General features: G+C 62.5%; 23 protein-coding genes, 1 tRNA gene and 2 pseudogenes. 12 read left to right on the plus strand and 14 right to left on the minus strand.

The window, feature by feature from the left end:
- The first annotated feature begins 71 nt into the window (after nucleotides 1-71).
- Both ACWGTI_RS22330 and ACWGTI_RS22335 read left to right on the plus strand, forming a co-directional pair.
- Nucleotides 72-683 carry a TetR/AcrR family transcriptional regulator gene (locus ACWGTI_RS22330; protein ID WP_454589111.1) on the plus strand — a complete coding sequence of 204 codons (612 nt, stop codon included), beginning with the start codon at nucleotides 72-74 and terminating at the stop codon, nucleotides 681-683.
- A 43-nt stretch (nucleotides 684-726) separates the two neighbouring features.
- Nucleotides 727-1,319: pseudogene (locus ACWGTI_RS22335) on the plus strand (hypothetical protein).
- Nucleotides 1,320-1,324: 5 nt separating this feature from the next.
- Here ACWGTI_RS22335 and ppa read toward each other — a convergent pair.
- The 7 genes and pseudogenes from ppa to ACWGTI_RS22370 all read right to left on the minus strand — a co-directional run bounded on the left by ppa (nucleotide 1,325) and on the right by ACWGTI_RS22370 (nucleotide 6,475).
- Nucleotides 1,325-1,858, minus strand: a complete 534-nt coding sequence (ppa, locus tag ACWGTI_RS22340; RefSeq protein WP_454577626.1) for an inorganic diphosphatase — start codon at nucleotides 1,856-1,858, stop codon at nucleotides 1,325-1,327.
- Between the two features lie 123 nt (nucleotides 1,859-1,981).
- Complete coding sequence (locus tag ACWGTI_RS22345; RefSeq protein WP_181062087.1) at nucleotides 1,982-2,488, minus strand: GNAT family N-acetyltransferase; 507 nt, start codon at nucleotides 2,486-2,488, stop codon at nucleotides 1,982-1,984.
- A gap of 240 nt (nucleotides 2,489-2,728) precedes the next feature.
- Entirely contained in the window at nucleotides 2,729-3,367 is a 639-nt protein-coding gene (locus ACWGTI_RS22350) for a TPM domain-containing protein (protein ID WP_454589112.1), read from the minus strand.
- Nucleotides 3,368-3,372: 5 nt separating this feature from the next.
- Nucleotides 3,373-4,254 (minus strand): TPM domain-containing protein, encoded by an 882-nt coding sequence (locus ACWGTI_RS22355; RefSeq protein ID WP_454589159.1) that lies wholly within the window; start codon nucleotides 4,252-4,254, stop codon nucleotides 3,373-3,375.
- 57 nt (nucleotides 4,255-4,311) lie between these two features.
- A pseudogene (locus ACWGTI_RS22360) lies at nucleotides 4,312-4,776 on the minus strand (TPM domain-containing protein); the annotation flags it as partial.
- A 49-nt stretch (nucleotides 4,777-4,825) separates the two neighbouring features.
- Nucleotides 4,826-5,635: a TPM domain-containing protein gene (locus tag ACWGTI_RS22365; RefSeq protein ID WP_454589113.1), complete on the minus strand. Its 810-nt coding sequence runs from the start codon at nucleotides 5,633-5,635 to the stop codon at nucleotides 4,826-4,828.
- A gap of 201 nt (nucleotides 5,636-5,836) precedes the next feature.
- Nucleotides 5,837-6,475, minus strand: coding sequence for a LemA family protein (locus ACWGTI_RS22370; protein ID WP_454577630.1), 639 nt, complete (start codon nucleotides 6,473-6,475; stop codon nucleotides 5,837-5,839).
- Between the two features lie 235 nt (nucleotides 6,476-6,710).
- Between ACWGTI_RS22370 and ACWGTI_RS22375 the strand changes: the two genes are divergently transcribed.
- The 6 genes from ACWGTI_RS22375 (at nucleotide 6,711) to ACWGTI_RS22400 (ending at nucleotide 12,030) form a co-directional block, all read left to right on the plus strand.
- A complete protein-coding gene (locus ACWGTI_RS22375) occupies nucleotides 6,711-6,962 on the plus strand; it encodes a hypothetical protein (RefSeq protein WP_454589160.1) in 252 nt (83 codons plus the stop codon).
- A gap of 7 nt (nucleotides 6,963-6,969) precedes the next feature.
- On the plus strand, nucleotides 6,970-7,854 hold the full coding sequence (gene pdxY, locus ACWGTI_RS22380) for a pyridoxal kinase PdxY (protein WP_454589114.1): 885 nt from the start codon (nucleotides 6,970-6,972) through the stop codon (nucleotides 7,852-7,854).
- A complete protein-coding gene (locus ACWGTI_RS22385; protein WP_454589115.1) occupies nucleotides 7,851-8,615 on the plus strand; it encodes a DUF429 domain-containing protein in 765 nt (254 codons plus the stop codon). Before pdxY ends, ACWGTI_RS22385 begins: the two co-directional genes overlap by 4 nt.
- Nucleotides 8,616-8,754: 139 nt before the next feature.
- The gene (locus ACWGTI_RS22390; protein WP_454577633.1) at nucleotides 8,755-9,399 is read left to right on the plus strand and encodes a carbonic anhydrase; all 645 of its coding nucleotides are present in this window, start codon (nucleotides 8,755-8,757) and stop codon (nucleotides 9,397-9,399) included.
- A 67-nt stretch (nucleotides 9,400-9,466) separates the two neighbouring features.
- Complete coding sequence (locus ACWGTI_RS22395) at nucleotides 9,467-9,880, plus strand: nuclear transport factor 2 family protein (RefSeq protein ID WP_454589116.1); 414 nt, start codon at nucleotides 9,467-9,469, stop codon at nucleotides 9,878-9,880.
- A 95-nt stretch (nucleotides 9,881-9,975) separates the two neighbouring features.
- Nucleotides 9,976-12,030 carry a M3 family metallopeptidase gene (locus ACWGTI_RS22400; protein WP_454589117.1) on the plus strand — a complete coding sequence of 685 codons (2,055 nt, stop codon included), beginning with the start codon at nucleotides 9,976-9,978 and terminating at the stop codon, nucleotides 12,028-12,030.
- Nucleotides 12,031-12,141: 111 nt separating this feature from the next.
- On the opposite strand, the gene ACWGTI_RS22405 is transcribed toward ACWGTI_RS22400, so the two are convergent.
- From ACWGTI_RS22405 to ACWGTI_RS22420, 4 genes are all read right to left on the minus strand, one after another.
- A complete protein-coding gene (locus ACWGTI_RS22405) occupies nucleotides 12,142-13,689 on the minus strand; it encodes a M81 family metallopeptidase (protein WP_454589118.1) in 1,548 nt (515 codons plus the stop codon).
- A gap of 25 nt (nucleotides 13,690-13,714) precedes the next feature.
- Entirely contained in the window at nucleotides 13,715-14,539 is an 825-nt protein-coding gene (locus ACWGTI_RS22410; protein ID WP_454589119.1) for a carbohydrate ABC transporter permease, read from the minus strand.
- The gene (locus tag ACWGTI_RS22415) at nucleotides 14,536-15,405 is read right to left on the minus strand and encodes a carbohydrate ABC transporter permease (RefSeq protein ID WP_454589120.1); all 870 of its coding nucleotides are present in this window, start codon (nucleotides 15,403-15,405) and stop codon (nucleotides 14,536-14,538) included. The genes ACWGTI_RS22410 and ACWGTI_RS22415 overlap by 4 nt, the downstream gene beginning before the upstream one ends.
- 381 nt (nucleotides 15,406-15,786) lie before the next feature.
- Entirely contained in the window at nucleotides 15,787-17,019 is a 1,233-nt protein-coding gene (locus ACWGTI_RS22420) for an ABC transporter substrate-binding protein (RefSeq protein WP_454589121.1), read from the minus strand.
- 179 nt (nucleotides 17,020-17,198) lie between these two features.
- Between ACWGTI_RS22420 and ACWGTI_RS22425 the strand changes: the two genes are divergently transcribed.
- The 3 genes from ACWGTI_RS22425 to ACWGTI_RS22435 are packed head-to-tail and all read left to right on the plus strand — an operon-like array spanning nucleotide 17,199 to nucleotide 19,948.
- Nucleotides 17,199-17,969 (plus strand): SDR family NAD(P)-dependent oxidoreductase, encoded by a 771-nt coding sequence (locus ACWGTI_RS22425; protein ID WP_454589122.1) that lies wholly within the window; start codon nucleotides 17,199-17,201, stop codon nucleotides 17,967-17,969.
- A gap of 2 nt (nucleotides 17,970-17,971) precedes the next feature.
- On the plus strand, nucleotides 17,972-19,039 hold the full coding sequence (locus tag ACWGTI_RS22430) for an ABC transporter ATP-binding protein (RefSeq protein ID WP_454589123.1): 1,068 nt from the start codon (nucleotides 17,972-17,974) through the stop codon (nucleotides 19,037-19,039).
- Between the two features lie 27 nt (nucleotides 19,040-19,066).
- Nucleotides 19,067-19,948, plus strand: a complete 882-nt coding sequence (locus tag ACWGTI_RS22435; protein WP_454577642.1) for a MurR/RpiR family transcriptional regulator — start codon at nucleotides 19,067-19,069, stop codon at nucleotides 19,946-19,948.
- Between the two features lie 3 nt (nucleotides 19,949-19,951).
- Here the strand turns inward: ACWGTI_RS22435 and ACWGTI_RS22440 are convergent, their stop codons facing one another.
- On the minus strand, nucleotides 19,952-20,263 hold the full coding sequence (locus ACWGTI_RS22440) for a DUF167 family protein (protein ID WP_454589124.1): 312 nt from the start codon (nucleotides 20,261-20,263) through the stop codon (nucleotides 19,952-19,954).
- A 13-nt stretch (nucleotides 20,264-20,276) separates the two neighbouring features.
- Complete coding sequence (locus ACWGTI_RS22445; protein WP_454577644.1) at nucleotides 20,277-20,567, minus strand: YggT family protein; 291 nt, start codon at nucleotides 20,565-20,567, stop codon at nucleotides 20,277-20,279.
- 160 nt (nucleotides 20,568-20,727) lie between these two features.
- Between ACWGTI_RS22445 and ACWGTI_RS22450 the strand changes: the two genes are divergently transcribed.
- Nucleotides 20,728-20,803: transfer RNA gene (locus ACWGTI_RS22450), tRNA-Ala, on the plus strand.
- 242 nt (nucleotides 20,804-21,045) lie between these two features.
- Here the strand turns inward: ACWGTI_RS22450 and ACWGTI_RS22455 are convergent.
- Nucleotides 21,046-22,206 carry a hypothetical protein gene (locus tag ACWGTI_RS22455; protein ID WP_454589125.1) on the minus strand — a complete coding sequence of 387 codons (1,161 nt, stop codon included), beginning with the start codon at nucleotides 22,204-22,206 and terminating at the stop codon, nucleotides 21,046-21,048.
- Between the last annotated feature and the right edge of the window lie 13 nt (nucleotides 22,207-22,219).

Consider the following 22,219-nt stretch of genomic DNA (forward strand, 5'->3'; position numbering starts at 1 on the left):
ACCGGTACGTTGCAATGAGGTGATGGCCTACATACGTACCGGTCAGTAACATTGTCAAGCGGGTTGTTTGCATGTCATCGGACAAAAATGTTGAAGCGTCGATCAGCGAGGCACCGCCGGCCCCGAAGGCAGCGGACAAGATCCTCGACGTGGCCTACGACCTTTTCTACCGGCAAGGCATAAGGGCGATCGGCGTCGATGAGATCGTCAGGCGCGCCGGCGTCACAAAGCCCAGCCTCTACCGCAGTTTCCCCTCCAAGGACGAACTGGCCGCCTCGTACCTCAGGCAATATGACCGCGAATATTGGGAGCGTTTCGACGAAGCCGTGGCCGCCCATCCCGGCGACCCGCGCGCACAGCTCAAGGCTTTCCTGACCCGCGTCGGCAAGCGCACGCAAAGACCGGCCTATCGCGGCTGCGGCATGACCAACGCGGCGGTGGAATATCCCGAACACGGCCATCCGGCGCGCGTCGTCAGCGAAGCCAACAAGCAGGAGCTGCGCCACCGCCTGCGCGCCATGGCCGCAGCGATGGGTGCGCAGGACCCTGACACACTGGGCGACGGCCTGCTGCTCCTGATCGAAGGCGCCTATATCAGCGGCCAGCTGTTCGGCCTCGGCGGCCCGGCGGCATCGGTCGCCCGCAACGCGGACCTGCTGATTGAGGCGAGCTTGAAGAAATAACATTTGACGATACGCTGCGGCAGCTCGAAACGGGTTGTCCGCCATGCGCACTCTTCTGCTCTCGCTTGTCCTTGCCGGTTTCTGCCAGGCAGCCCATGCCGATGGCATATCCAGCGTCTACACCGACCTCGACTCGCAAAAGGATTGCGCCACCTACGCGCAAGCTGAGGAAGGCGACGGCGACTGGGCCGAACTCGCCTGCTCCGGCTATAAGGGCTTTCCCGTGCTGATCGCCTATGACGACGCCCGTGAGTCGCTGTTTTACGGCTTCCCGCCCAGCAGCGACATGACGACGGTCTGGGAGAGCTTTTCCGGATTCAATTCGTCAGGCGCCAAGGTCGAGTGGCGTATCGAGACCAAGGGCGACGTCGTCGTTCCCTTCCCGTCATCCACCGCCGCTCGATCAGCAACCCCGAGGACGAGAACAAGCCGACCGAAGTGCTGCTCGTCGCCAAGGTCGCCCAGATGGATGCCCGCGACGGCTGCACAATCGGCCTGGTGCTCGCCACCGGCAACCCGCAAGCCAATGACCAGGCGCGCAAGCTGGCCGACGAAAAGGCAAGGACCTTTGCCTGCGGCAAGGACAAGCACACCGTCATCGGCAACGTCCCGGCCTTTGGCAGGGTGGATAACTGAGCGGGCTACTTAGCCGCCTTCGCCCGCGCGATCGCGTCGACGATCATCTTCTTGGCGTATTTGGAATCGTGCCAGCCTTCGATCTTCACCCATTTGCCGGGCTCCAGATCCTTGTAGTGTTCGAAGAAGTGCTGAACCTGGTCACGGGTGATCTCGGGCAGCTGCGTGTATTCGGTGACGTTTTCGTAGCGCAGCGTCAGCTTCGGCGACGGCACGGCGATGATCTTCTCGTCCTGGCCGGCATTGTCTTCCATGATCAAGACGCCGATCGGGCGCACATTGATGACGCAGCCCGGCACCAGCGCGCGCGTGTTGCAGACCAGAACGTCGATCGGGTCGCCATCGCCCGACAGCGTGTGCGGCACGAAGCCGTAATTGCCGGGATAGCGCATCGAGGTGTGCAGGAAGCGGTCGACGAACAGCGTGCCGGCCTCCTTGTCCATCTCGTATTTGATCGGCTCGCCGCCGATCGGCACCTCGATGATGACGTTGACGTCCTCAGGCGGGTTCTTTCCGCTGGCAATGGCCTCAATGCGCATGGCTCAAATCCCTCTCTCGATTTTCCAGATCGATAGCGGGCGAGGCGCAATGGCGCAATGCGACGATTGGTACGGAGCGCTTATGGAAGCGCACAGTTTATGATGATTTGTAACCGAGGGCCGTCATTCCCAGACGAAGGCGACCTTCTTCAGCGCCCTCTGCTCGAAGACCTCGACGCCTTCGGCAACATCGCGGCCGCCAGCGCCGGCATAGAAGGCCAGCGCGTTCTGGTTGTCTTCCAGCGCCCACACCACCATGCCTTTCAGCCCGTGGTCGGCAAGCCGTGCCCGCGCCGCCTTGAACAGCCGGCTGCCGAGCCCGATGCCCTGATATTCCGGACGGAGGTAAAGCTCATAGATCTCGCCCTGCTGCCGAAGCTCGCGGGCGCGGTTCTTGCCGATCGTGGCGTAGCCGGCAATGGTGCCGCCGATTTCGACCACCAGCACGGTGGCGGCGCGGCGGATGGCGTTCGCCCACCAGTCGGCGCCGCGGCGGTTGATCATCGAGGTCAGCGAGCGATGCGGGATGATGCCGGAATAGGCGCCCTCCCAGGCCTGCTGATGCACGTCGGCGATGGCGCCGGCGTCGCGCGGTTCGGCTTTCCTGATGTCGATGCTCAGCGTATTCATGATTTGTTAACCATAAACCCGCATCGGCCATTTGCAAGAGTCCCGTCAGAGCGCACCTGACGTTTCGCACAGGCCATCATGGTAGGTGACGCCGAGGTAAAGCCTGCTTGAAAACGCGCTCGGCCGAGGCGGATGGCGCGGGTTTCGAGAACCGGAGCGAAGCGTACTTTTGTAGGTGAGCACCGGAAGCGTAGAAAACCGCGTCAGCCGTCCGGCTGAGGTGCGTTTGCAGGCGGGCTTTCAGATTTCGACGAGATGATCGTCCAGCTCATTGGCGTCGCCCGACGTAACCGGGAAATGCTCGGCCAGCACCGCGCCGACCTGCCCGATCGCCTTGACGAAGCCATCGGCGAGCCGGTCGTCGCCGGCATGCTGCGTCAGGTCGCTGATAACACCGTCCCAGACATGCTGGCCGACCTTGCTGTTGATGCCGGAGTCGGCGACCACTTCGGCATAGCGCTCTGCGATCGACACGAAGACCAGCACGCCGGTGCGCGCCGTGGTGCGGTGGACATTGCGGGCGAGGAACTGCCTGAGCGCATTGTCATGGGCTGCCTGATAACGCTGCCGGCGCGGCACCAGATGGATACGCAAGGCCGGCAGCGCCCACAAGAGCACCAGCACCGACGCCAGTGCCAGCAGCTCGGCGAGGACGAACTGCGGCAGCCGGATCGACAGCCACCAGGCCTCCAGCCCATAGGCGACGGCGAGGCTGACGATCAGCATGCCCAATGTCGCCATGAAGGCGGCGGGAAAGAAGTAGCCGTCGCTGGCATGCGCGACGACGCAATATATCTCACCGTCGGTTTTCGATTCGGCGGCGCGGATCGCGGCCGCGATGCGCTCGTGGTCCTGCGGGCTGATCGGTCGTGTTGCCATTCTTTTCACCAGCTCCCTGAAGACCCGCCGCCGCCGGACGACCCGCCGCCACCTGAAAACCCGCCGCCGCCACTCGAGCCCGACGACCAGCTGCTGCCGGAGCTTCCTGATGACCATCCACTGCCCGACGACGAACTCGTCGTCCAGCCGCTTGAACCCGACGACGACCCGCTCGGTCCCTGGCCATAGCGAAAGGTCATGCCCAGCCATTGATACACGCCCGGCGACAGCTTGGTGCCGAAGATCGGCGGCAGGAAGGCCATCGCCAGACCGCCGAGGAACATCGTCGCCCACAGGATCAGGAAGATCGCCACGATGGGGTCTATCGGTGCGCTGTGGTCGGCCGGATTGCTCTTGCCGCGCGCCTCGAGCTCTTCGGGATTGCCTTCCAGCACCATGACCATGTCGTCGACGGCTTTGGAAATGCCGCCGGAGAAATCGCCGGCGCGGAAAGCCGGTACCATGTCGTTTTCGATGATCAGTCTTGTGTGCAGGTCGGTCAGCGTGCCTTCCAGCCCATAGCCGACCTCTATGCGCATCTTGCGGTCGTTCTTGGCCACCAGCAGAAGCACGCCGTTGTTCTCGCCCGCCTGCCCGAGGTTCCAGAAGCGGAACAGCCGGTTGGCGTAAGGTTCGATCTCCTCGCCGTCGAGGCTGATGATGGTCGCGACGACGATCTGATCGGAGCCTTTTGTCTCGAAATCCGCCAGTTTCTGGGTCAGTGCTGCCTTGGTCGCGGCATCGATGATGCCGGCATTGTCGACGACGCGGCCGGTGAGCGCCGGCAACTCCGCGGCCAGCGCCGCGAACCCGAAGACCAAAATCGCCAGGGCGAACAACACACCGGTGAGACGGCCAAGGCTGGCGGGGCTGATGATCCGCGTCATCATATCGTCACCGCCTCCAGTGCACCCGCATCGCCCTCAACCACCATGACTGTCCCCAAGCACCGTGATCATGTCGTCGACCGCTTTGGAAATGCCGCCGGAGAAATCGCCGGCACGAAAGGCCGGCACCATGTCGTCTTCAATGATCCGTGTGGCGTGCAGGTTGGTTAACGTGTCCTCCAGCCCATAGCCGACCTCGATGCGCATCTTGCGATCGTTCCTGGCCACCAGCAGAAGCACGCCGTTGTTCTTGCCGGCCTGGCCGAGCTGCCAGAAGTTGAACAGCCGGGTGGCGTAAGGTTCGATCTCCTCGCCGTCGAGGCTGGGAACCGTGGCGACGACGATCTGGTCGGAGCCTTTGGTCTCAAAATCGGTCAACTTCTGCGTCAGTGCCGCCTCCGTCGCGGCATCGATGATGTCGGCATTGTCGACCACCCGACCGGTGAGTGCGGGCAACTCCGCAGCCATGGCGGCAAAGTCGACAAGCAAAACCGCCAGCCCCAGCAAAACAGCGCCCGTCATTGTGACGAGGCGGCCATGCCGGGAATTGATGATGCGTGCGGTCATCTCGTCACCAGCTTCCCGAGGAGCCGCCGCCGCCGGACGAACCGCCACCGCCGGAAAAGCCGCCGCCACCGCTTGAGCCCGACGACCAGCCGCCGCCCCCCGAAGACCAGCCGCCGCTGGATGACCGCTTGTGCGGCTCGAAAGTCATGCCCAGCCAACGGTAGCGGCCGGGACCAAGTTTCTTGCCGAAGATCGGCGGCAGGATGGAGGCCGCCATGCTGCCGAAGAAAATGATTGCCCAGATGCTGATGAAGACACCAAAGAACAGATTGTCCATGTCGACCGGCGGCTGTTCGTTGCGCTTGCCGCGCGCCTCCAGTTCCTCCGGATTGCCTTCCAGCACCATCACCATGTCGTCGACGGCTTTGGAAATACCACCGGAGAAATCGCCGGCGCGGAACGCCGGCACCATGTCGTTTTCGATGATCAGCCTGGTGTGCAGGTCGGTCAGCGTGCCTTCCAGACCATAGCCGACCTCGATGCGCATCTTGCGGTCGTTCGGCGCCACCAGCAGCAGCACGCCGTTGTTTTCCTTGGCCTGGCCCAGCTTCCAGAAGCGGAACAGCCGATTGGCATAGGGTTCGATCTCCTCGCCATCGAGGCTTGGGATCGTGGCAACGACGATCTGGTCCGAGCCTTTTGCCTCGAAGTCGGCGAGCTTTTGCGTCAGCGCAGCTTTGGTTCCTGCGTCGATGATGCCGGCATTGTCGACGACGCGGCCCGTTAGCGCTGGCAGATCGGCGGCGAAGGCGCAGAGTGGGAAGAGGAAGCAGAGAAGTATGCCAAGGAAAGCTAGGTAGGCGTTCCGTCCCACCCCCCTCTGGCCTGCCGGCCATCTCCCCCGCAAGAGGGGAGATCGAACGTCATCTGTGCTTTCGCCAATTTTCACCGTTTGAAAGAGATGTCCGGCCACGAAGCTGCCAATCTCCCCCCTTGCGGGGGAGATGTCCGGCAGGACGGAGGGGGGTGTGACGGAATACAAGGCCGAAAATGACCAAGCTTGCCAACCGATCGCTTACCCGCCCTGCTTCGTTCCGAAATCGACCTTCGGCGGCTGCATCTTGTCTTCTTCGACTGTGAAGTTGGCGAAGGGCTCGTTGCTACGGAACCAGAAGGTTGCCCACAGCACCGAGGGGAAGGTCCTCAGTGTCAGATTGTAGTCCTTGACGGCCAGGATGTAGTCGCGCCGCGCCACCGCAATGCGGTTCTCGGTGCCTTCGAGCTGCGCCTGCAGCGCCAGGAAGTTCTGGTTGGCCTTGAGATCGGGATAGGCCTCGGACACCGCGATCAGCCGCGACAGCGCGCTCGTCAGCCCAGCCTGGGCATCCTGGAACTTCTTGAGGGCTTCGGGATCCTTCAGGGTTTCCGGCGTTACCGTGATCTGCGTCGCCTTGGCGCGCGCTTCGACCACCGCGTCGAGCGTATCCTTTTCATGCGCCGCATAGCCCTTGACCGTCTCGACCAGGTTGGGGATCAGATCGGAGCGGCGCTGATACTGGTTCAGCACCTCGCTCCAGGCCGCCTTGGCGTTTTCCTCCGCTGTCGGGATGGTGTTGTAGCCGCAGCCGGCAAGCAGCGGCAGCACGATGGCCATCATCAACACGGCCGGCAGGCTGCGGAAGGGGAACGGTGAAGCAAGGCGCTGGGCAAACATGGTGTGGTCCCTCGACAGAAGTTGCATACGAAGCTTTAGAGCATGATCCCGAAAAGTGGGAACCGATTTTCACGGACAAACGGGAACCGTTTTGTCCTAAAGATCATGCTCCACTCTGATCTAGCACAATCCGCGCTCAAGAAAATGTCTGCGGCTGGCGCGCACTCATGCGCCCCCGAGGCCCTGTGATTGCCCGCACGAACACGATATGGTCGCCGGCAAACAGGACTGGATCATGGCGGACCGCCGCGACGAAGACAGCGAATCGCGTCGCATCATCGAGCGCGTGGCGAACGAGGGTGGCCTCGGCGGTACGTCGTTCATCGCGCGCGCCGCGAAAGGCGCGCGAGATCATGTCACCGCCGCCGAGGCCGATCGCTCCGATCCGATCGAGGTCTGGGGCACCCGCATCGGCCGCACGCTTGGGCTCATCGTCGCCCTCGGCCTTTTGATCTGGCTCGTGTACTACGTTTCCCGGGGCAGCTAGGAATTTCATGAACAGCGAAAAAGCCGACGCGCCGCGCGCGGTCATCGTCATTTCCAGCCATGTCGCCCGCGGCTCGGTCGGCAACCGCGCCGCCGTGTTTGCGCTGGAGACGCTGGGCTTTCCGGTGTGGGCGGTGCCGACAATCATCCTGCCCTGGCACCCCGGCCATGGAAGGGCAACGCGCATCGTGCCGCCGCTCGACCAGTTCAAGGCGCTGATGGCCGATCTCGAACGAGCGCCCTGGCTAGGCGAGGTCGGCGCCGTGCTGTCGGGCTATCTCGGCGAGGCTGGCCAGGCCGAGGCCGTCGCCTCGCTGGTTGCCACGGTCAAGGCGAAGACGCCTGACGCGGTCTATATATGCGACCCGGTGATGGGCGATTCCGGCGGGCTCTATGTGCCAGAGCCGACGGCTGCGGCCATGCGCGACCGGCTGATGCCGATCGCCGACATTGCCACACCCAACCGCTACGAGCTGGAGTGGATGGCGGGCGCTCCTTTGCCCGATCTGAAATCGGTCATTGCAGCCGCCCTCCATGCCGGCCCAAGAACCATGCTGGTGACGTCGGCGCCGTCGATGATGACCGGCGGCACCGGCAATCTGCTGCTAGACGCCAGCCAGGCGCTGCTGGCCGAACATCGCCTGATCGACAAGCCGCCGAACGGGCTGGGCGACCTGACGGCGGCCGTCTACCTCGCCCGCATCCTGTCGGGACAGCCGCCGATCAAGGCGCTGCAGTCGACCACGGCCGCGGTCTACGAGATCCTGGCGCGCACGGCCAAACGCGGTGGCGACGAATTGCAGCTGGAAACCGATGCCCAGAGCCTGTCGCACCCGATGGCGATGGTTCAGCTGCGTCATCTCACACATCCGGGGCGGGACCGCCGGGCGTGATCTCCGGTCCGCTGGCTGGCGTCGACGGTTGCAAGGCGGGCTGGATCGCCGTCCATCGAGGGCCAAGCGTTTCGCCGTCGGTGACTGTCTTTCGGAGCTTTGCAGCCCTGCTCGACGCCTTGCCGGCCGATGCGGTGATTGCCGTCGACATGCCGATCGGCCTGCCGGATTTTTCGCAGAAAGGCGGGCGCGGACCGGAAGCGCTGGTTCGGCCGCAGCTCGGAGCGAGGCAATCCAGTGTCTTTGCCATTCCCTCGCGCGCCGCCCTTTACGCCGATACGAACGACTTCACCACGGTAGAGGCCTGGTACGAAGCGCATCGCCGCGCCAGTGAAATCGCCAAGGCGACCTCCGACCCGCCGCGTGGCGTCTCGATCCAGGCTTTCGGCATTTTTGACAAAATCCGCGAGATCGACGCGCTGCTCCTCGCGCGCCCAGAACTGCGCAGCCGCGTCTTCGAATCGCACCCGGAAGTCGCCTTCTCCCGGCTGAATGGCGAAAAACCGATGACGCTGCCGAAGAAAATCAAGGGCGCCATCAATCCGGCTGGGATGGAAGAGCGCAAGGCGCTGCTCTGCCGGCATGGCTATGAGCGAAGCTTTCTGGATCAGCCGCCGCCAAGAGGCGCGGCCAGCGACGACTTTCTCGATGCGGCGGCGATGATGTTGATCGCCGGCCGCATCGCGACCGGCGCGGCACGGCCGTTTCCCGACCCCCCGCTTGCCGATCGTTTCGGCATTCCCGTCGCCATCTGGGCCTGAGGCAAGCCGCGAGCCATGCATGCCGCATGGCGATTTGCGACGAAGCCATCCGCAATTCGGCATTGCCCGCGACGGGCATTTGCCGTTAGAGGCTTTCTAAACTGAGAAAGAGCGGCCGCCACCAACCCGGAAAGGCTCCATGCCCCATCTCCCCGAACACCTTCTCGCCGGCTATCGCAACTTCATGAACGGCCGCTATCTCAGCGAGAGCGGACGCTATCGCGACCTCGCCCGTGAAGGCCAGGCCCCGGAAACCATGATCGTTGCCTGTTGCGACTCGCGCTCGGCGCCCGAGGCGATCTTCGACGCCGGCCCCGGCGAACTCTTCGTGTTGCGCAATGTCGGCAATCTGGTGCCGCCTTACGCGCCCGACGGCGAGTTCCACTCGACCTCGGCCGCGCTCGAATTCGCCGTGCAGAGCCTCAAGGTGAAAAACATCGTGGTTATGGGCCATGGCCGCTGCGGCGGCATCCGCGCCGCGCTCGACCCCAATTCGGCGCCGCTGTCGCCCGGCGACTTCATCGGCAAATGGATGAGCCTGATTGCGCCGGCGGCCGAAACCGTGTCGTCCAGCACCTTCATGACGGCGACGGAACGGCAGACTGCGCTGGAGCGCATCTCCATCCGCTATTCGATCGCCAATCTCAGGACTTTCCCTTGCGTCTCCATTCTCGAAGGCAAGGGCCGGCTCGCCCTGCACGGCGCCTGGTTCGACATTTCGACCGGCGAGCTCTGGGTGATGAACAAGGACACCGGCGATTTCGAGCGGCCGGATTTGGGGTAAACCATGATCCCGAAAAGTGGACACAGGTTTTCGGATAAGACCATGGTCAGATGAGATGAGGCGGGGAATGCGGGTTTGGCGTGTGATTGCCTTCGCCATGTCGGCGCTGACGCTCGCGCTCACCCCTGCCCGCGCCGATGACGGCGCCATCATCCACCGCTGGTATTCGGCGCTGCTGGTTGCCGACCGCACCGAATTGTCGGATCTGCTCGCCGACGATGTCCGCATGAAACTCGACGATCTCGGCGTCGTGCAGTCGAAGCAGGAATTCATCGCCTCGATCGACGAATGGAAGGGTGCGGTGGCCGGCGCCGCTATCCGGCATCGCATCGAAAAGAGCGAAGCCGGCGTCACCACGGTCATTGCCTGTTATGATTTTCCCAACAACGACATGCTGATGCAGGAGACGTTTGCCGTCACCGGCAACCGCATCACCGCCAGTTCGCAAGCGGCGCTCGCGGAAAATTGCGACGGCTTCTGACGCCCGCTTGAACGACCGCGCTGTTGCGCCGCGCCAGGCATCGCCCTACATCGGTGAGCAAGCCCACCCGCTCGCCAATCATCGAAAGATCCCCCATGCCGTCCACGAAAACCGTCGACCTCGCCGTCCATCCGCTGACCAAATGGCAAGGGCCGCTTGGCCTGCCGGATTTCGCCAACATCGGCGACGGCGACTTTTCCCCGGTGTTCGACGCAGCGCTGAAGGCGCATGAAGCCGAGATCGACGCCATTGCCGGCAACAAGGATGCGCCCACCATCGAGAACACGCTGGCAGCACTTGAGCTTGCCGGCGAGCCGCTCGACCATGTCTCGTCGATCTTCTGGTGCCGGGCCGGCGCCCACACCAACGACGCGATCCAGGCGCTGGAGCGCGAGATTTCGCCCAAGATGTCGAGGCATTTCTCGGCGATCTCGATGAACGAGAAGCTGTTTGCCCGCATCGACGACCTCTATCAGCGCCGCGATTCTCTGAAGCTCGATGCCGAGACGCTGCGGGTGCTGGAAAAGACCTGGAAAGGCTTTGTCCGCTCCGGCGCCAAGCTCGACGCCGACGGCAAGAAGAGGCTGGCCAACATCAGCGAGGAACTGTCCGCGCTCGGCACCACATTCGGCCAGAATGTCCTTGCCGACGAGCGCGACTGGGCGCTGTTCCTTGATGAGGCCGATCTTGCCGGCCTGCCGGACTTCGTGAAGAGCTCGATGGCCGAGGCCGCCGAGACGCGCGGCCAGAAGGGCCGTTACGCCGTCACCTTATCGCGCTCGATCTACGAGCCGTTCACCACCTTTTCCGAACGCCGCGACTTGCGGGAGACCGCCTACCGCGCCTTCACCATGCGCGGCCAGAATGGCGGCGCCAGCGACAACACCGCGGTCGTGCGCCATATGCTGAAGCTGCGCGCCGAAAAGGCCAGGCTGCTCGGCTATGACTCCTTCGCTGCACTGAAGCTGGACGACACCATGGCCAAGACGCCGAAGGCCGTGCACGACCTGCTCGACCCGGTGTGGGAAAAGGCGCTGGAGAAGGCGGCCGCCGACCAGAAGGAACTGGAACGGCTGGCGACCGCAGCCGGCAGCAACGAGAAATTCGCCGCTTGGGACTGGCGCTTCTACCAGGAGAAATTGCGCGCGGAAAAATTCGCCTTCGACGAGGCGGAGCTGAAGCCATACCTGCAACTCGACCGCGTCATCGACGCCTGCTTCGACGTCGCCACAAAACTGTTCGGCATCGCTTTCGAGGAGAAGAAAGGCATTGCAGCCTGGCATCCCGACGCGCGCACCTTCGTGGTGAAGAACGCCGATGGCAGCGAGCGCGGCCTGTTCCTCGCCGATTATTTCGCCCGGTCCTCGAAGCGTTCCGGCGCCTGGATGAGCGCGCTGAAATCCGGCTACAAGCTAGGGCACGGCTCGAAGCCGGTTATCTACAACATCATGAATTTCGCAAAGCCACCGGCGGGCGAGGAAGCCCTTCTGTCCGTCGATGAGGCCAAAACCCTGTTCCACGAGTTCGGCCACGCGTTGCACGGCATGCTGACCGACGTCACCTGGCCGTCGGTGGCGGGCACTTCTGTCAGCCGAGACTTCGTCGAACTGCCCTCGCAGCTCTACGAGCACTGGCTGACCGTGCCGGCGGTGCTGGAAAAGCATGCGCTGCATGTGAAGACCGGCAGGCCGATGCCGAAGGCGCTGCTCGACAAGATGCTGGCCGCCCGCACCTTCGGCGCCGGCTTCGCCACGGTGGAATTCACCGCATCGGCGCTGATCGACATGGCCTATCACGCCCGGTCCGATGCACCGGACCAGCCACTTCACTTCGAGGCCGAGACGCTGGAGAAGCTGGACATGCCAGACACGATAGCCATGCGCCATCGCACCCCGCATTTCGGCCATGTCTTCTCCGGCGACGGTTATTCAGCCGGCTACTATTCCTACATGTGGTCGGAAGTGCTCGACGCCGACGCTTTCGCCGCCTTCGAGGAAACCGGCGATGCGTTCAATCCGGAGCTGGCGGAGCGGCTGCGGAAGAACATCTATGCTGCCGGCGGCTCGAAGGATCCGGAGGAGCTGTACACGGCGTTTCGCGGGAAAATGCCGTCGCCGGAAGCGATGATGGTGAAGCGGGGGCTGGTGTGATTGGCTAGTCTCCCCCCTTGTGGGGGAGATGGCCGGCAGGCCAGAGGGGGGCGCTGTCCCGCCGACCTTCCGTGAACGGCAGGTGCGCCATCTGACTTGTCTTTACGCGTCTTACGAGGAAGCGTCGCGATCCTTCGCGCCCCCCTCTGCCCTGCCGGGCATCTCCCCCACAAGGGGGGAGATTGGCAGCTTCCAAGGATCCTTAACCCGCGGCCAAACCGGCCGCGTCAGCTTCCTGTAATCGGTCACCGCCGGATTGCTCGGATACGAGCTCGGCGCCGAGAGATAGATAATCTCGGCCGCGATCGGTGCGAAGCCGGCGTAGAAATGGTTGGTCGACTTGATCAGCAATATATCCTTGCCCATCGGATCGACGCCGATATTGGAGAAAATATCCGGCTCGAAAGTTTGCGTGCGGTTGGTGTTGAGGATGATGTCGACCTCGGTGCCTTCGATGCGCACCAGCGCCGTTGGCCCGAGCGTCACCCGGCTCGGCCCGAAGCTCTGCCAGCCCTCAGGAACCGCCTTCAGCACCCGCACCTTCGCATCGATCGGTTCGCCGGCCAGTGGCCCGGCCTTGCCGCCGAAGCGCAGGTCGATGACGGCGCCTTCGCCGGCAGCCTGACAGAAGGTGACGGCGATCGGATCCCAGATCGTCGCCACGCCGACCTTGTCGACGCCGCGCTCCAGCAGGGCGCGCAGCACGACGGTGCCGTCGCCGGCGACGCCGCCGCCGGGATTGTCCCAGATGTCGGCGATGACAGCCGGCTTGTCCGGGTTTTCCTTGCGCACGGCCAGCGCCCGATCAATGCCGTCCTCGGTGTTCAGCATCGTCATCGCCGTCTTCTCGCGCATGGCGTAGAGTTCACGCCCCAGCCTCTCCGCCAGCGCATCGCCCTTGGCCTTGTCATTGTCGGTGACGACCAGGATGCGGGTGCCCATTTCCGGCACGTCGGCGGCCATGAAGCCATGGATGACCGAAACCGACAGCACGCCGTTCTTGCCGTGCAGCGCCTTGATGCGGTCGACGAAGGAGCGCATCGGCTCGCGGCTGGTCGGCAGCACCTGGATCATGCGGCAGTCGAAGGTCGAAATCACGGGCTTGATCTCGCCCCGCGCCGCCGCCAGCCCGAGATCGACCACATGCTCGCCGCGCTCGTAGAAATCGGTGTGCGGGAATTCGAGGAAATAGGCCATGATATCGGAAGCCCCGACGCGCCTCGGCGTCAGGTGGCTGTGCGGGTCGAGTTCCACCGCGACCACAACATCCGGCCCGACCATGGCGCGAACCCGTTCCAGCAGGTCGCCTTCGCAATCGTCATAGCCCTGCGCCACCATGGCGCCGTGCAGGCCGAGGATCACGGCATCGACTGGCAAGGCCGCCTTGAGCTGTCCCAGAATTTCGTCGCGTAGCGCCTCAAAAGTCTGGCGCTGCACCAGGCCGCCCGGCTCCGCCCAGGTGGCGGTGCCTTCGATGACGGTCAGGCCTTCGGCGGCGGCGCGCCGGCGCAGCGCGACCATTGGCGAGGAGCATAGTGTCGGCGTGTCCGGATGTTTGCCCGGCCCGGCATAGAAGGCCATCTCGAACGAGGCGCGGTCGGTCGGCACCGGTGAGAAGGTGTTGGTTTCCGTCGCCAGCGAGGCGGTGAAGATACGCATGAAAACTCCGTAGTGAATGGCGCCGCTATTTGACCGCCCCGAGCGCCAGCCCGCGCACGAGATAGCGCTGCAGCCAGATGAACAGGATCGCCACCGGCAAGGTCGCCAGCAGCGTCGCCGCCATCACATGGTGCCATTCGATCGTGTAGCGGCCGGCGACCAGCGAAAACACCTGGATCGGCAGCGTGTAGCTTTCTTGGCTTCGCAGCATGGTCAGCGCCACCACGAACTCGTTCCAGGCGTTGATGAAGGTGAAGATGGCGGTGACCGCGATCGCCGGCAGGCAGAGCGGCAGGAACACTTTTCGCAAGGTCAGCCAGCGGCCGGCGCCTTCCATCCAGGCGGCTTCCTCGAGATCGCGCGGAATGGTGTCGAAATAACTCTGCAGCATCCACACGGTGAAGGCGACATTGAAGGCCATGTAGATGACGCCAAGCGCGGTGGTTGATTCGATCAGGCCCCAGGCGGCCATCAGCCGGAACAGGCCAAGCACCAGCACGATCGGCGAGATCATCTGCGAGATCAGCAGGAACTGGCGGAAGGCGCCATAGCCGGCAAAGCGAAACCGCGACATGGCGTAGGCGGCGGGCACCGAGATCAGGATGGCGCCGACGGTGGCGATGACCGAGACATAGAGCGAATTGGCCAGCGCCTGGCCAAAGCTAGTTGCCACCCACATGTCGGCAAAATTCGACCAACGAAACTCGCTCGGCCACCAGGTCGGCGATAGCACTTCCTGCCTCGGTTTGACCGCGGTCAGGAACATCACGGCGAACGGAAAGATCGTCACCACGAGCAGCGGTGAAAGCAGCAGCCAGGCGATGATGGTGCGTTTCAGCTTGGATGTCATGCGCGTTGCTCCCGCATGGCGAGGCGCACATAGATCATGGTGAAGATCAGCAAGACGGCGAACATCAGCAGCGACACCGCCGACGCCTCCCCCAGTTTGCCGATGCGGAACGCCAGTTTGTAGAGGTGGGTGACCAATATGTCGGTCGAGTTGGCCGGTCCGCCCTGCGTCATCACCCAGATGATCGGGAAGGAATTGAAGACATAGATGGTGTTGAGCACGATCGCGATATTGATGAACGGTTTCAACAGCGGGAAGGTGATCTCGCGGAACTGCTGCAGCTGCGTCGCCCCCTCCAGTGCCGCCGCCTCATAGAGGTCGTCGGGGATCGACGACAGGCCGCCGAGGAAGATTGTCGTCGTGAACGGCACCGTCACGAGAATGCCGATCAGCACCTGCATCGGGAATGCAGTCTCGGCGCGCGCCAGCCACTGGATATTCTCATGGATCAGGCCGAGCCCGATCAGCGCCGAGTTCAGCATGCCGCTTTCGCCGTTGAGCGCCCAGCGCCAGACCACCGCCGTCATCGTCAGCGACACTGCCCAGGGCAGCATGATGATGACGCGGGCAACGCCACGGCCGTAGAAATCGGTATTGAGGATCATCGCCACCGGAACAGACAAAAGCAGTGCGCCGCCGACCACCAACAGCGTCCACAGGCCGGTGCGCCAAAGTGCTGCCAGAAAGTCGGGATCGGCGAGGAAGGCGGAATAATTGGCGAAATTGTTGAAGTCGCGCAGCTGGCCGAAACGGCTGACATCATGCGTCGATATCTGGATCAGGTCCCACACCGGCCAGAAGATGACAATCGCGGCCAGCAGCAGGCTGGGCAAGGTCAAGAGATAGGGCAAGAAGCGATTTTGCATCGGCTGGATGGTACCGTGTTGCTGTAGACTTGGGTGGCCCTGAATTCTTCCCGGCGTCAGCGCTGCCCCTCATTTGCTTGCCCCTTCCGTGGCAGCGTCGGAAGGGGCTTTCCTCTCCCCCGTCGATCGGGGGAGAGGTGTCGAGCGAAGCCCGACGGAGTGGGGGGCGACCCCTTGGGCGAAAAGGCTAGACGATGCTTGCGCCTGGTGCCCTTACTGCGTCCCTTCGCGGCGCTGCCCGGTGGTTCCCCCACTCCGTCTCGGCTTCGCCGAGCCACCTCTCCCCCTTCGGAGGGAGAGGAAAGGAGCCTAGCTGGGCAGCGCTAGCGAAAAAGTGGCGCGCCCCGATCTTGAGGCGCGCCGGGCGCTGGGAGATACGCCCTATTTCTTCAGCACCGCATTGGCCTTATCAGCCGCTTCCTTCAGGCCCGCCTCGGGGTCGCCGCCGAGATAGATCTTCTGCATGGCGTCCGAGGTGATCTGGGCGACTTCTTCCCAACCCGGGATCACCGGAGCGAAGCGGGCATCCGGCAGCAGCGCCGTGAACGCGGCCAGATCGGCATTGTTGAGGTAATAGTCCATCTTGGCCTCTTCCTTGTTCACCGGCAGGAAGCCTTCGCCCTGAGTGAACTTGGCGCGCTGTTCGGTGGTGAACAGGAAATCGAGCAGCTTCCAGGCCTCATCCTTGTTCTTGGAGTTCTTGAACATGATGATGGAATCGGTGACGCCGTACGTGCCGCGAGCGCCGGTCGGACCGGCCGGAATGGCGGCAACGCCATATTTCAGGTTCGGCGCCTCGTCCTTGATCTGGTTGGACAGGAAGGGGGCGGTGATCATCATGCCGACCTTGCCCTGCTTGAACAGGTTCTGCACGTCCTCGCGGTTGTTGGAGGTGACGCCCGGCTCCGTCAGCCCCTCGTCGATCATCGACTTGTAGAGCTTGGCGGCTTCGAGCGCGCCGGGCGTGCCAAGGCCCGAAGTGCCGTCCTTGTTGAGGATTTCGGTGCCCTGCGACCACATCGCGTAGTAGTAGTAGACGTCGGTCTCGATCTCCTTGCCCTGCAAGCCGAAGCCGAACGTGCCGGAGCCCAGCGCCTTGATCTTGCGTGCGTCTTCCTGCAACTCGGTCCAGGTTGCCGGCGGATTGGCGATGCCGGCTTTCTCGAACAATTCCTTGTTGTAGTACATGGCGCGCGCCGAAGCGGCGATCGGCAGGCCGTAGGTCTTGCCGTCCATGATCGAGGGCGACAGGAAAGTGTCGATGAAGCGGTCCTTGAAGTCAGGCTTGATGTAGCCGTCCAGCGGCTCGGCGACATCCTGCTGGACGAAATCGATCAGCCAGCGCGTGCCGATGATCGACAGATCGGCATTGGTGCCGGCGGTGATGTCGGTGGTCAGCTTCTGCAAGAGCACATCCCACGGCACCACTTCGAACTTGACGGTGATGCCGGGGTTGGCTGCCTCGAATTCCTTCTTCACCGCTTCGAAATACGGCCCGGTCTTGGCGCTGTATTCGGCGACGGTGACGCGTACTTCGCCGGCATCTGCCTGCGCCGTCAGCGCCAGCATGCTCATTCCGGCCATCAGGCCTATAGTCCATTTCGCAAGCGTCATATGATCTCTCCCATTTGATGCGCGCCTGCGCTCTTTCGGCTTTCAGGCAGCACAAGCTTTATGTGACTTTCCTACATTATCCATCATTTGGCGCTGTGCAAGCGGATTATCTTGTTGCTTAATTACATTTCTTAAAATAGCGTTTTCCGATTATCTTAGACCCCGGGGAGACGCATAGCGTGGTTTCGAACGCCGAATTTGCAGGCAAGACGGTCGTGGTGACGGGCGCTGGCGGCGGCCTCGGCTCGGCCATCGTGGCGCTGCTGGCTGAGCGCGGCGCGCGCATCGTCGGCTGCGACCAGTCGGCGGACCAACTCCGCAGCCCGCATCTCACGTCGCGCCACGTCTTCGACCTTCTCGACCGGGCCTCCATCGAGGCGGCGATACCGGCGATCCTCGACAAAGACGGCGTTCCCGACATCCTGATCAACAATGCCGGCTGGACGCGCGCCGAGACGCTTGCCGCACTGACCCCCGACAGAATAGAGCACGAGCTCGACCTCAATCTGACCGGGGTGATGCTGTTCGCCGATCCGCTGATCAAGGCGATGGCCGCGCGTGGCTCGGGCAGCGTCGTCTTCATCTCCTCGGTCAACGCCATCGCTCATTTCGGCAACCCTGCCTATGCCGCGGCGAAGGCCGGCATCAACGCCTATGCGAAATCGGTCGCGGTGGAACTCGGCCGCAGCGGCCTGCGCGCCAATGTCGTCTGCCCCGGCTCCATCCGCACCGCCGCCTGGGACCATCGCCTGGCCAAGAACCCGGACGTCCTCGGCAAGCTGCAGCGGCTCTATCCGCTGGGCCGCATCGTCGACGCCTCGGAAGTGGCAGAAACCGTGGCTTTCCTTGCCTCGGAACGCGCATCGGGGATGACAGGCGCGGTGGTGCCGGTCGACGCCGGACTGACCGCCGGTTTCTTGCCCTTCATCGACGACATCTTGGGAGCCTGACCATGACCGATGTCGAGTTCCGCGACCTGTCGAAATCCTTCGGACGGCACAAGATCCTCGAGAACATCAGCCTGGACATCAAGAGCGGCGAGTTCGTCGTGCTGGTCGGCCCGTCCGGCTGCGGCAAGTCGACCTTGCTGCGCATGCTGGCCGGGCTGGAGCCGATCACATCGGGCGATCTGCTGATCGGCGGCGTGCGCGCCAACGCGTTGCCACCGCAGCAGCGCAATATTGCGATGGTGTTCCAGTCCTACGCGCTGTTTCCGCACCTGAAGGCGGCAGACAATATCGGCTTCGGTCCAAAGATCCGCGGCGAGGCGCGCCCGGCCATCGATGAGAAGGTCAAGAAGGCGTCGGGCATCCTCAACCTGTTCTCCTATCTCGACCGTTACCCGCGGGAGCTGTCGGGCGGCCAGCGCCAGCGCGTCGCCATGGGCCGCGCCATCGTGCGCGAACCCTCCGTGTTCCTCTTCGACGAGCCGCTGTCCAACCTCGACGCGCAATTGCGCGTGCAGATGCGCACCGAGATCAAGGCGCTGCACCAGCGGCTGAAATCGACCATCGTCTATGTCACCCATGACCAGATCGAGGCCATGACCATGGCCGACCGCATCGTGGTGATGGACCGCGGCAAGATCCAGCAGGTCGGCGCGCCGCTGGAGCTTTATGACCGTCCGGCCAACAAATTCGTCGCCTCTTTCATCGGCTCGCCGTCGATGAGCTTTGTCTCCGGTGCGCTGAAGACCACGCCCGGGAAAAGCTGGTTCGAATCGGCCGGCGGCGGGCGGCTTGCTCTCGCCGGCAAGACGGTGCCGGCGGGCAGCACGGTCGAAGCCGGCATTCGGCCCGAACATTTCGTCATCGGCGAGGCCGCCGACGCGATGGCGATCAAGGTCGATGTCGTCGAGCCGACGGGCTCGGAAACCCATGTCTATGGCGCCATTGGCACCGATACGGTGCGCGCCGTGTTTCGCGACCGGGTGCAGGTCAAGCCGGGCGAATTGCTGCCGGTCTCGGTCGCGCCGGGCAACATCCATCTGTTCGACAAGGCCACGGGCCTGCCGCTATGAAGGCGCCATGAAAACGAAAACCCTGAGATGAAAACACCGGCCGACATCATCACGCGCCTGCAGCTGATGTCGCAGGATGGTACCAAATCGGACCGCCGGCTGGCCGGCCTGGTGCTGACCGATCTCGATTTCGCCTCCAAGGCTGCGATCTCCGAGATTGCCGCGCGCGTCGGCGTCAGCGAGCCGACGGTGACCCGCTTCTGCCGCAATCTCGGCTGCGAGGGGTTGCGCGATTTCAAATTCTATCTGGCGCAGGCCATCGCCATTGGCGGCCAGTATCTGTCGCCCGAACCCCTCAGCCGCGATGCGCGCGAGCAGCGCATTGCGTCGGCCATCACCGAAGCCGCAATCGCCGCCATCCAGCGCGCCTCAGAAAATCTCGACATGAAGACGCTGGTGGGCGTCGCCGCGCGCATCGTCAATTCTGGCAATGTGCTGTGCATCGGCTCCGGCGGCATTTCCTCGATGATGGCGACGGAGATGCAGAACCGGCTGTTTCGGCTCGGCGTGCCGGTGCTGGCGCAGATCGACGGGCAATTGCAGCGCATGTATGCCGCGGTCGCCACGCCGGAGACGACGCTGATCGCCTTTTCGGTCTCAGGCTATGCGCGCTCGGTCATCGATGCCGTGCAGGTCGCCCAGCAATATGGCGCCACCACCATCGCCATCACCCCGCCGGACTCCGCCCTTGCCAAGGCCGCCGACACGGTCATCCAGTTCCAGTCGCTGGAAGACGGAAACATCTACAAGCCGACCTCGTCGCGCTACGCGCTGCTGTCGATCGTCGACATGATCGTCACATCGGTCGCCGAGACGCGCGGGCCAAAGGTCCTGGAAAACCTGCGCCGCATCAAGCAGAGCGTGAACACGCTGAAGGTCGACGATCCCAAATTGCCGTTGGGCGATTGAGGGCTAGTTGGCGAGCGCCTTGATGCTCGTCACCAACGCCGCCGGGTCGCCGAGCACGCGTAGCGTCTTCATGCGAGCGGTAGCGCCAGCAACAACCGACACCGCCGATGCAGGAACGCCCAGCCCCTGAGCGACAAGTCTTTGCAATGCTTGATTGGCCGCGCCATTTTCCGGGACGGCGCGCACACGCGCCTTCAAATAGCTTCGCCCGTCCGCCGATATTTCGACGCCTTCAAGCCTGTCCACGGAAGACTTCGGCGTCAGCCGGACGAACAGGTCGACGCCATTCTCACGGGTATGGAAAGGCGCGCTCAAGCGATCTTCGGCCTCACAGGACCAGCGGCGCTATCGTGGTGAGAATGAGCTGCCTGAGGAAGAACAGGAGCAGAAGCAGGATGATCGGCGAGATGTCGACACCGCCAAGGTCGGGCATGAACCGACGGATCGGCCGCAGCGCCGGCTCAGTCAGCCGGTAGAGCATGTTGCCGATGCTGCTAACGAACTGATTGCGCGAGTTGACGACGTTGAAGGCATAAAGCCAGGAAAAGATCGCCGAGGCGATGATGATCCACCAGTAGAGGTCGAGCGCCATGACGATTGTTTGAATGAGGGCGAGCATGCCGGTCTCCGATTGTTGCCGACATGTAGCCATTGCGCACGAAACCGGCAAGGGCAGCCTTTGCACAGCGCCCGACGCGGCGCGTGGCGGCGAGGGATTTCGGCAAAACCGCGCCTTGACAGGAAACCGCAGCCTTCGATAAATGCGCCATCCGCTGGATGGGGCTGTAGCTCAGCTGGGAGAGCGCGTCGTTCGCAATGACGAGGTCAGGAGTTCGATCCTCCTCAGCTCCACCAGCGGGATGATTTAACGCGCCCAGCAGGGCGACCTGCGGCTCGCCGACCTTCGAGCGCTGCCTCAGGCAAAGCCCGGGCGAGCGATCTTTTCCTCTAAGCTATTTCACAGCGACGGCGCCTCGGTACGCTTCAGGATCCACTCAGCTCTCGCTGATGCCGAGCACCGCACAGCGAAGACGTTCGACACTCAGAGATGGGTGAAAATCTACGTCACCTCGCCGCGCACAACTCTAACATGATCGCTACGGCGCTTCCGCGTGACGCGCATTTTTCAGGGTCGACAATTCGGACGCGATCAACTCTGTCCTTAGCGAGAGTTGCTGATCAATATCCACTACTCGCCTAAAGGTCCGGTAAGCACCCAGCCCCAAGTTTGCCAGCCGATCCTTATCGCGAAGGACGGCCTCAATTTTAGCGGCCGCCGCCGTTAGATTCTCATCAATCAGCAAGATATCCTCACCGTCCTTGAACCCGGGGTTTAGTCCGAGCGGATCATTTATGAAATTCGCAACTCCGTGGAAGCCGGCCTCCAAACACGCGCCGGTAGGGAATCCGTCGAAGGCTCCAGGGGTTAGAACAAATGGCCTGTTGACCGAGACTATACCATCCATTCCCGCATAGAACTCAGGGAAAAATTCACTTGGTTGGCGTCCGTAAAACATTGTCCTATCGCCAATGCTTTCCAAAGGCACGTCATGGGCGTCGTATTCACCGACGACATGGAAGCGCAATTCGGAGATATCTCGTGCAAGAATTTTGGATAACTCCATGAAATAATCAAAACCCTTCGACTTAATATCTCCATTGTATTTGTGCGCTACGAAGCATAGATCGATGGTCTGCTTATGCTTTGGAAAGCTCTTCTTATCGACGCTGTAGTCAAAATCTCGGGACCCTTTAAACACGCCACCAAATATATGGGAGATTTTATCGAACTCGCAACCTATGCGCTCAGACGTTATGTAATCTCGGGTTATGGTTTGCGTAGTTATGACTCTCCTGCAGAGAGGGCTCGTGAGCACGGACCTCAATTTAGTATCGGTGCCTTCTTGATTTATTTCAAAACCTCCGCCGGGGTAAAGTTGCAAGATGAACGGCAGGCGTCTGTCAGTGAAATGTGGAAGCAGTGCGACTGCGTTATTCAGAAACGTAACATACGCGACCCTTCCAGAAGTCTGCGGCGCGCTGTTCATCGTGAAAATGCGTGACTTTGCATTCAAATCAAATGTTGAGCCCGCGAGCTCCTCAAGAAAGGTTCTACCCCTGAGCCAAGCTCCCCATCCCTCCAATGAGATAAGAGCGGAATCAAACGTACCCATCAGATGTTGGTATTCCGTTGTCCTGAAGGGCGAGAGAGAAGATGGCAAAACGTCATCGAAAAGTAACAAATCGTACGATTTCATCAAATCACTCGCC

This window comes from Mesorhizobium sp. ArgA1 (assembly GCF_053714375.1).

What these genes read in the sequence shown, in the direction of transcription:
- ACWGTI_RS22330 (WP_454589111.1), top strand. Translation starts at nt 72, where the DNA reads ATGTCATCGGACAAAAATGTTGAAGCGTCGATCAGCGAGGCACCGCCG.
- ppa (WP_454577626.1), bottom strand. Translation starts at nt 1,858, where the DNA reads ATGCGCATTGAGGCCATTGCCAGCGGAAAGAACCCGCCTGAGGACGTC.
- ACWGTI_RS22345 (WP_181062087.1), bottom strand. Translation starts at nt 2,488, where the DNA reads ATGAATACGCTGAGCATCGACATCAGGAAAGCCGAACCGCGCGACGCC.
- ACWGTI_RS22350 (WP_454589112.1), bottom strand. Translation starts at nt 3,367, where the DNA reads ATGGCAACACGACCGATCAGCCCGCAGGACCACGAGCGCATCGCGGCC.
- ACWGTI_RS22355 (WP_454589159.1), bottom strand. Translation starts at nt 4,254, where the DNA reads ATGACGCGGATCATCAGCCCCGCCAGCCTTGGCCGTCTCACCGGTGTG.
- ACWGTI_RS22370 (WP_454577630.1), bottom strand. Translation starts at nt 6,475, where the DNA reads ATGTTTGCCCAGCGCCTTGCTTCACCGTTCCCCTTCCGCAGCCTGCCG.
- ACWGTI_RS22375 (WP_454589160.1), top strand. Translation starts at nt 6,711, where the DNA reads ATGGCGGACCGCCGCGACGAAGACAGCGAATCGCGTCGCATCATCGAG.
- pdxY (WP_454589114.1), top strand. Translation starts at nt 6,970, where the DNA reads ATGAACAGCGAAAAAGCCGACGCGCCGCGCGCGGTCATCGTCATTTCC.
- ACWGTI_RS22390 (WP_454577633.1), top strand. Translation starts at nt 8,755, where the DNA reads ATGCCCCATCTCCCCGAACACCTTCTCGCCGGCTATCGCAACTTCATG.
- ACWGTI_RS22395 (WP_454589116.1), top strand. Translation starts at nt 9,467, where the DNA reads ATGCGGGTTTGGCGTGTGATTGCCTTCGCCATGTCGGCGCTGACGCTC.
- ACWGTI_RS22400 (WP_454589117.1), top strand. Translation starts at nt 9,976, where the DNA reads ATGCCGTCCACGAAAACCGTCGACCTCGCCGTCCATCCGCTGACCAAA.
- ACWGTI_RS22405 (WP_454589118.1), bottom strand. Translation starts at nt 13,689, where the DNA reads ATGCGTATCTTCACCGCCTCGCTGGCGACGGAAACCAACACCTTCTCA.
- ACWGTI_RS22410 (WP_454589119.1), bottom strand. Translation starts at nt 14,539, where the DNA reads ATGACATCCAAGCTGAAACGCACCATCATCGCCTGGCTGCTGCTTTCA.
- ACWGTI_RS22415 (WP_454589120.1), bottom strand. Translation starts at nt 15,405, where the DNA reads ATGCAAAATCGCTTCTTGCCCTATCTCTTGACCTTGCCCAGCCTGCTG.
- ACWGTI_RS22420 (WP_454589121.1), bottom strand. Translation starts at nt 17,019, where the DNA reads ATGACGCTTGCGAAATGGACTATAGGCCTGATGGCCGGAATGAGCATG.
- ACWGTI_RS22430 (WP_454589123.1), top strand. Translation starts at nt 17,972, where the DNA reads ATGACCGATGTCGAGTTCCGCGACCTGTCGAAATCCTTCGGACGGCAC.
- ACWGTI_RS22435 (WP_454577642.1), top strand. Translation starts at nt 19,067, where the DNA reads ATGAAAACACCGGCCGACATCATCACGCGCCTGCAGCTGATGTCGCAG.
- ACWGTI_RS22445 (WP_454577644.1), bottom strand. Translation starts at nt 20,567, where the DNA reads ATGCTCGCCCTCATTCAAACAATCGTCATGGCGCTCGACCTCTACTGG.
- ACWGTI_RS22455 (WP_454589125.1), bottom strand. Translation starts at nt 22,206, where the DNA reads ATGAAATCGTACGATTTGTTACTTTTCGATGACGTTTTGCCATCTTCT.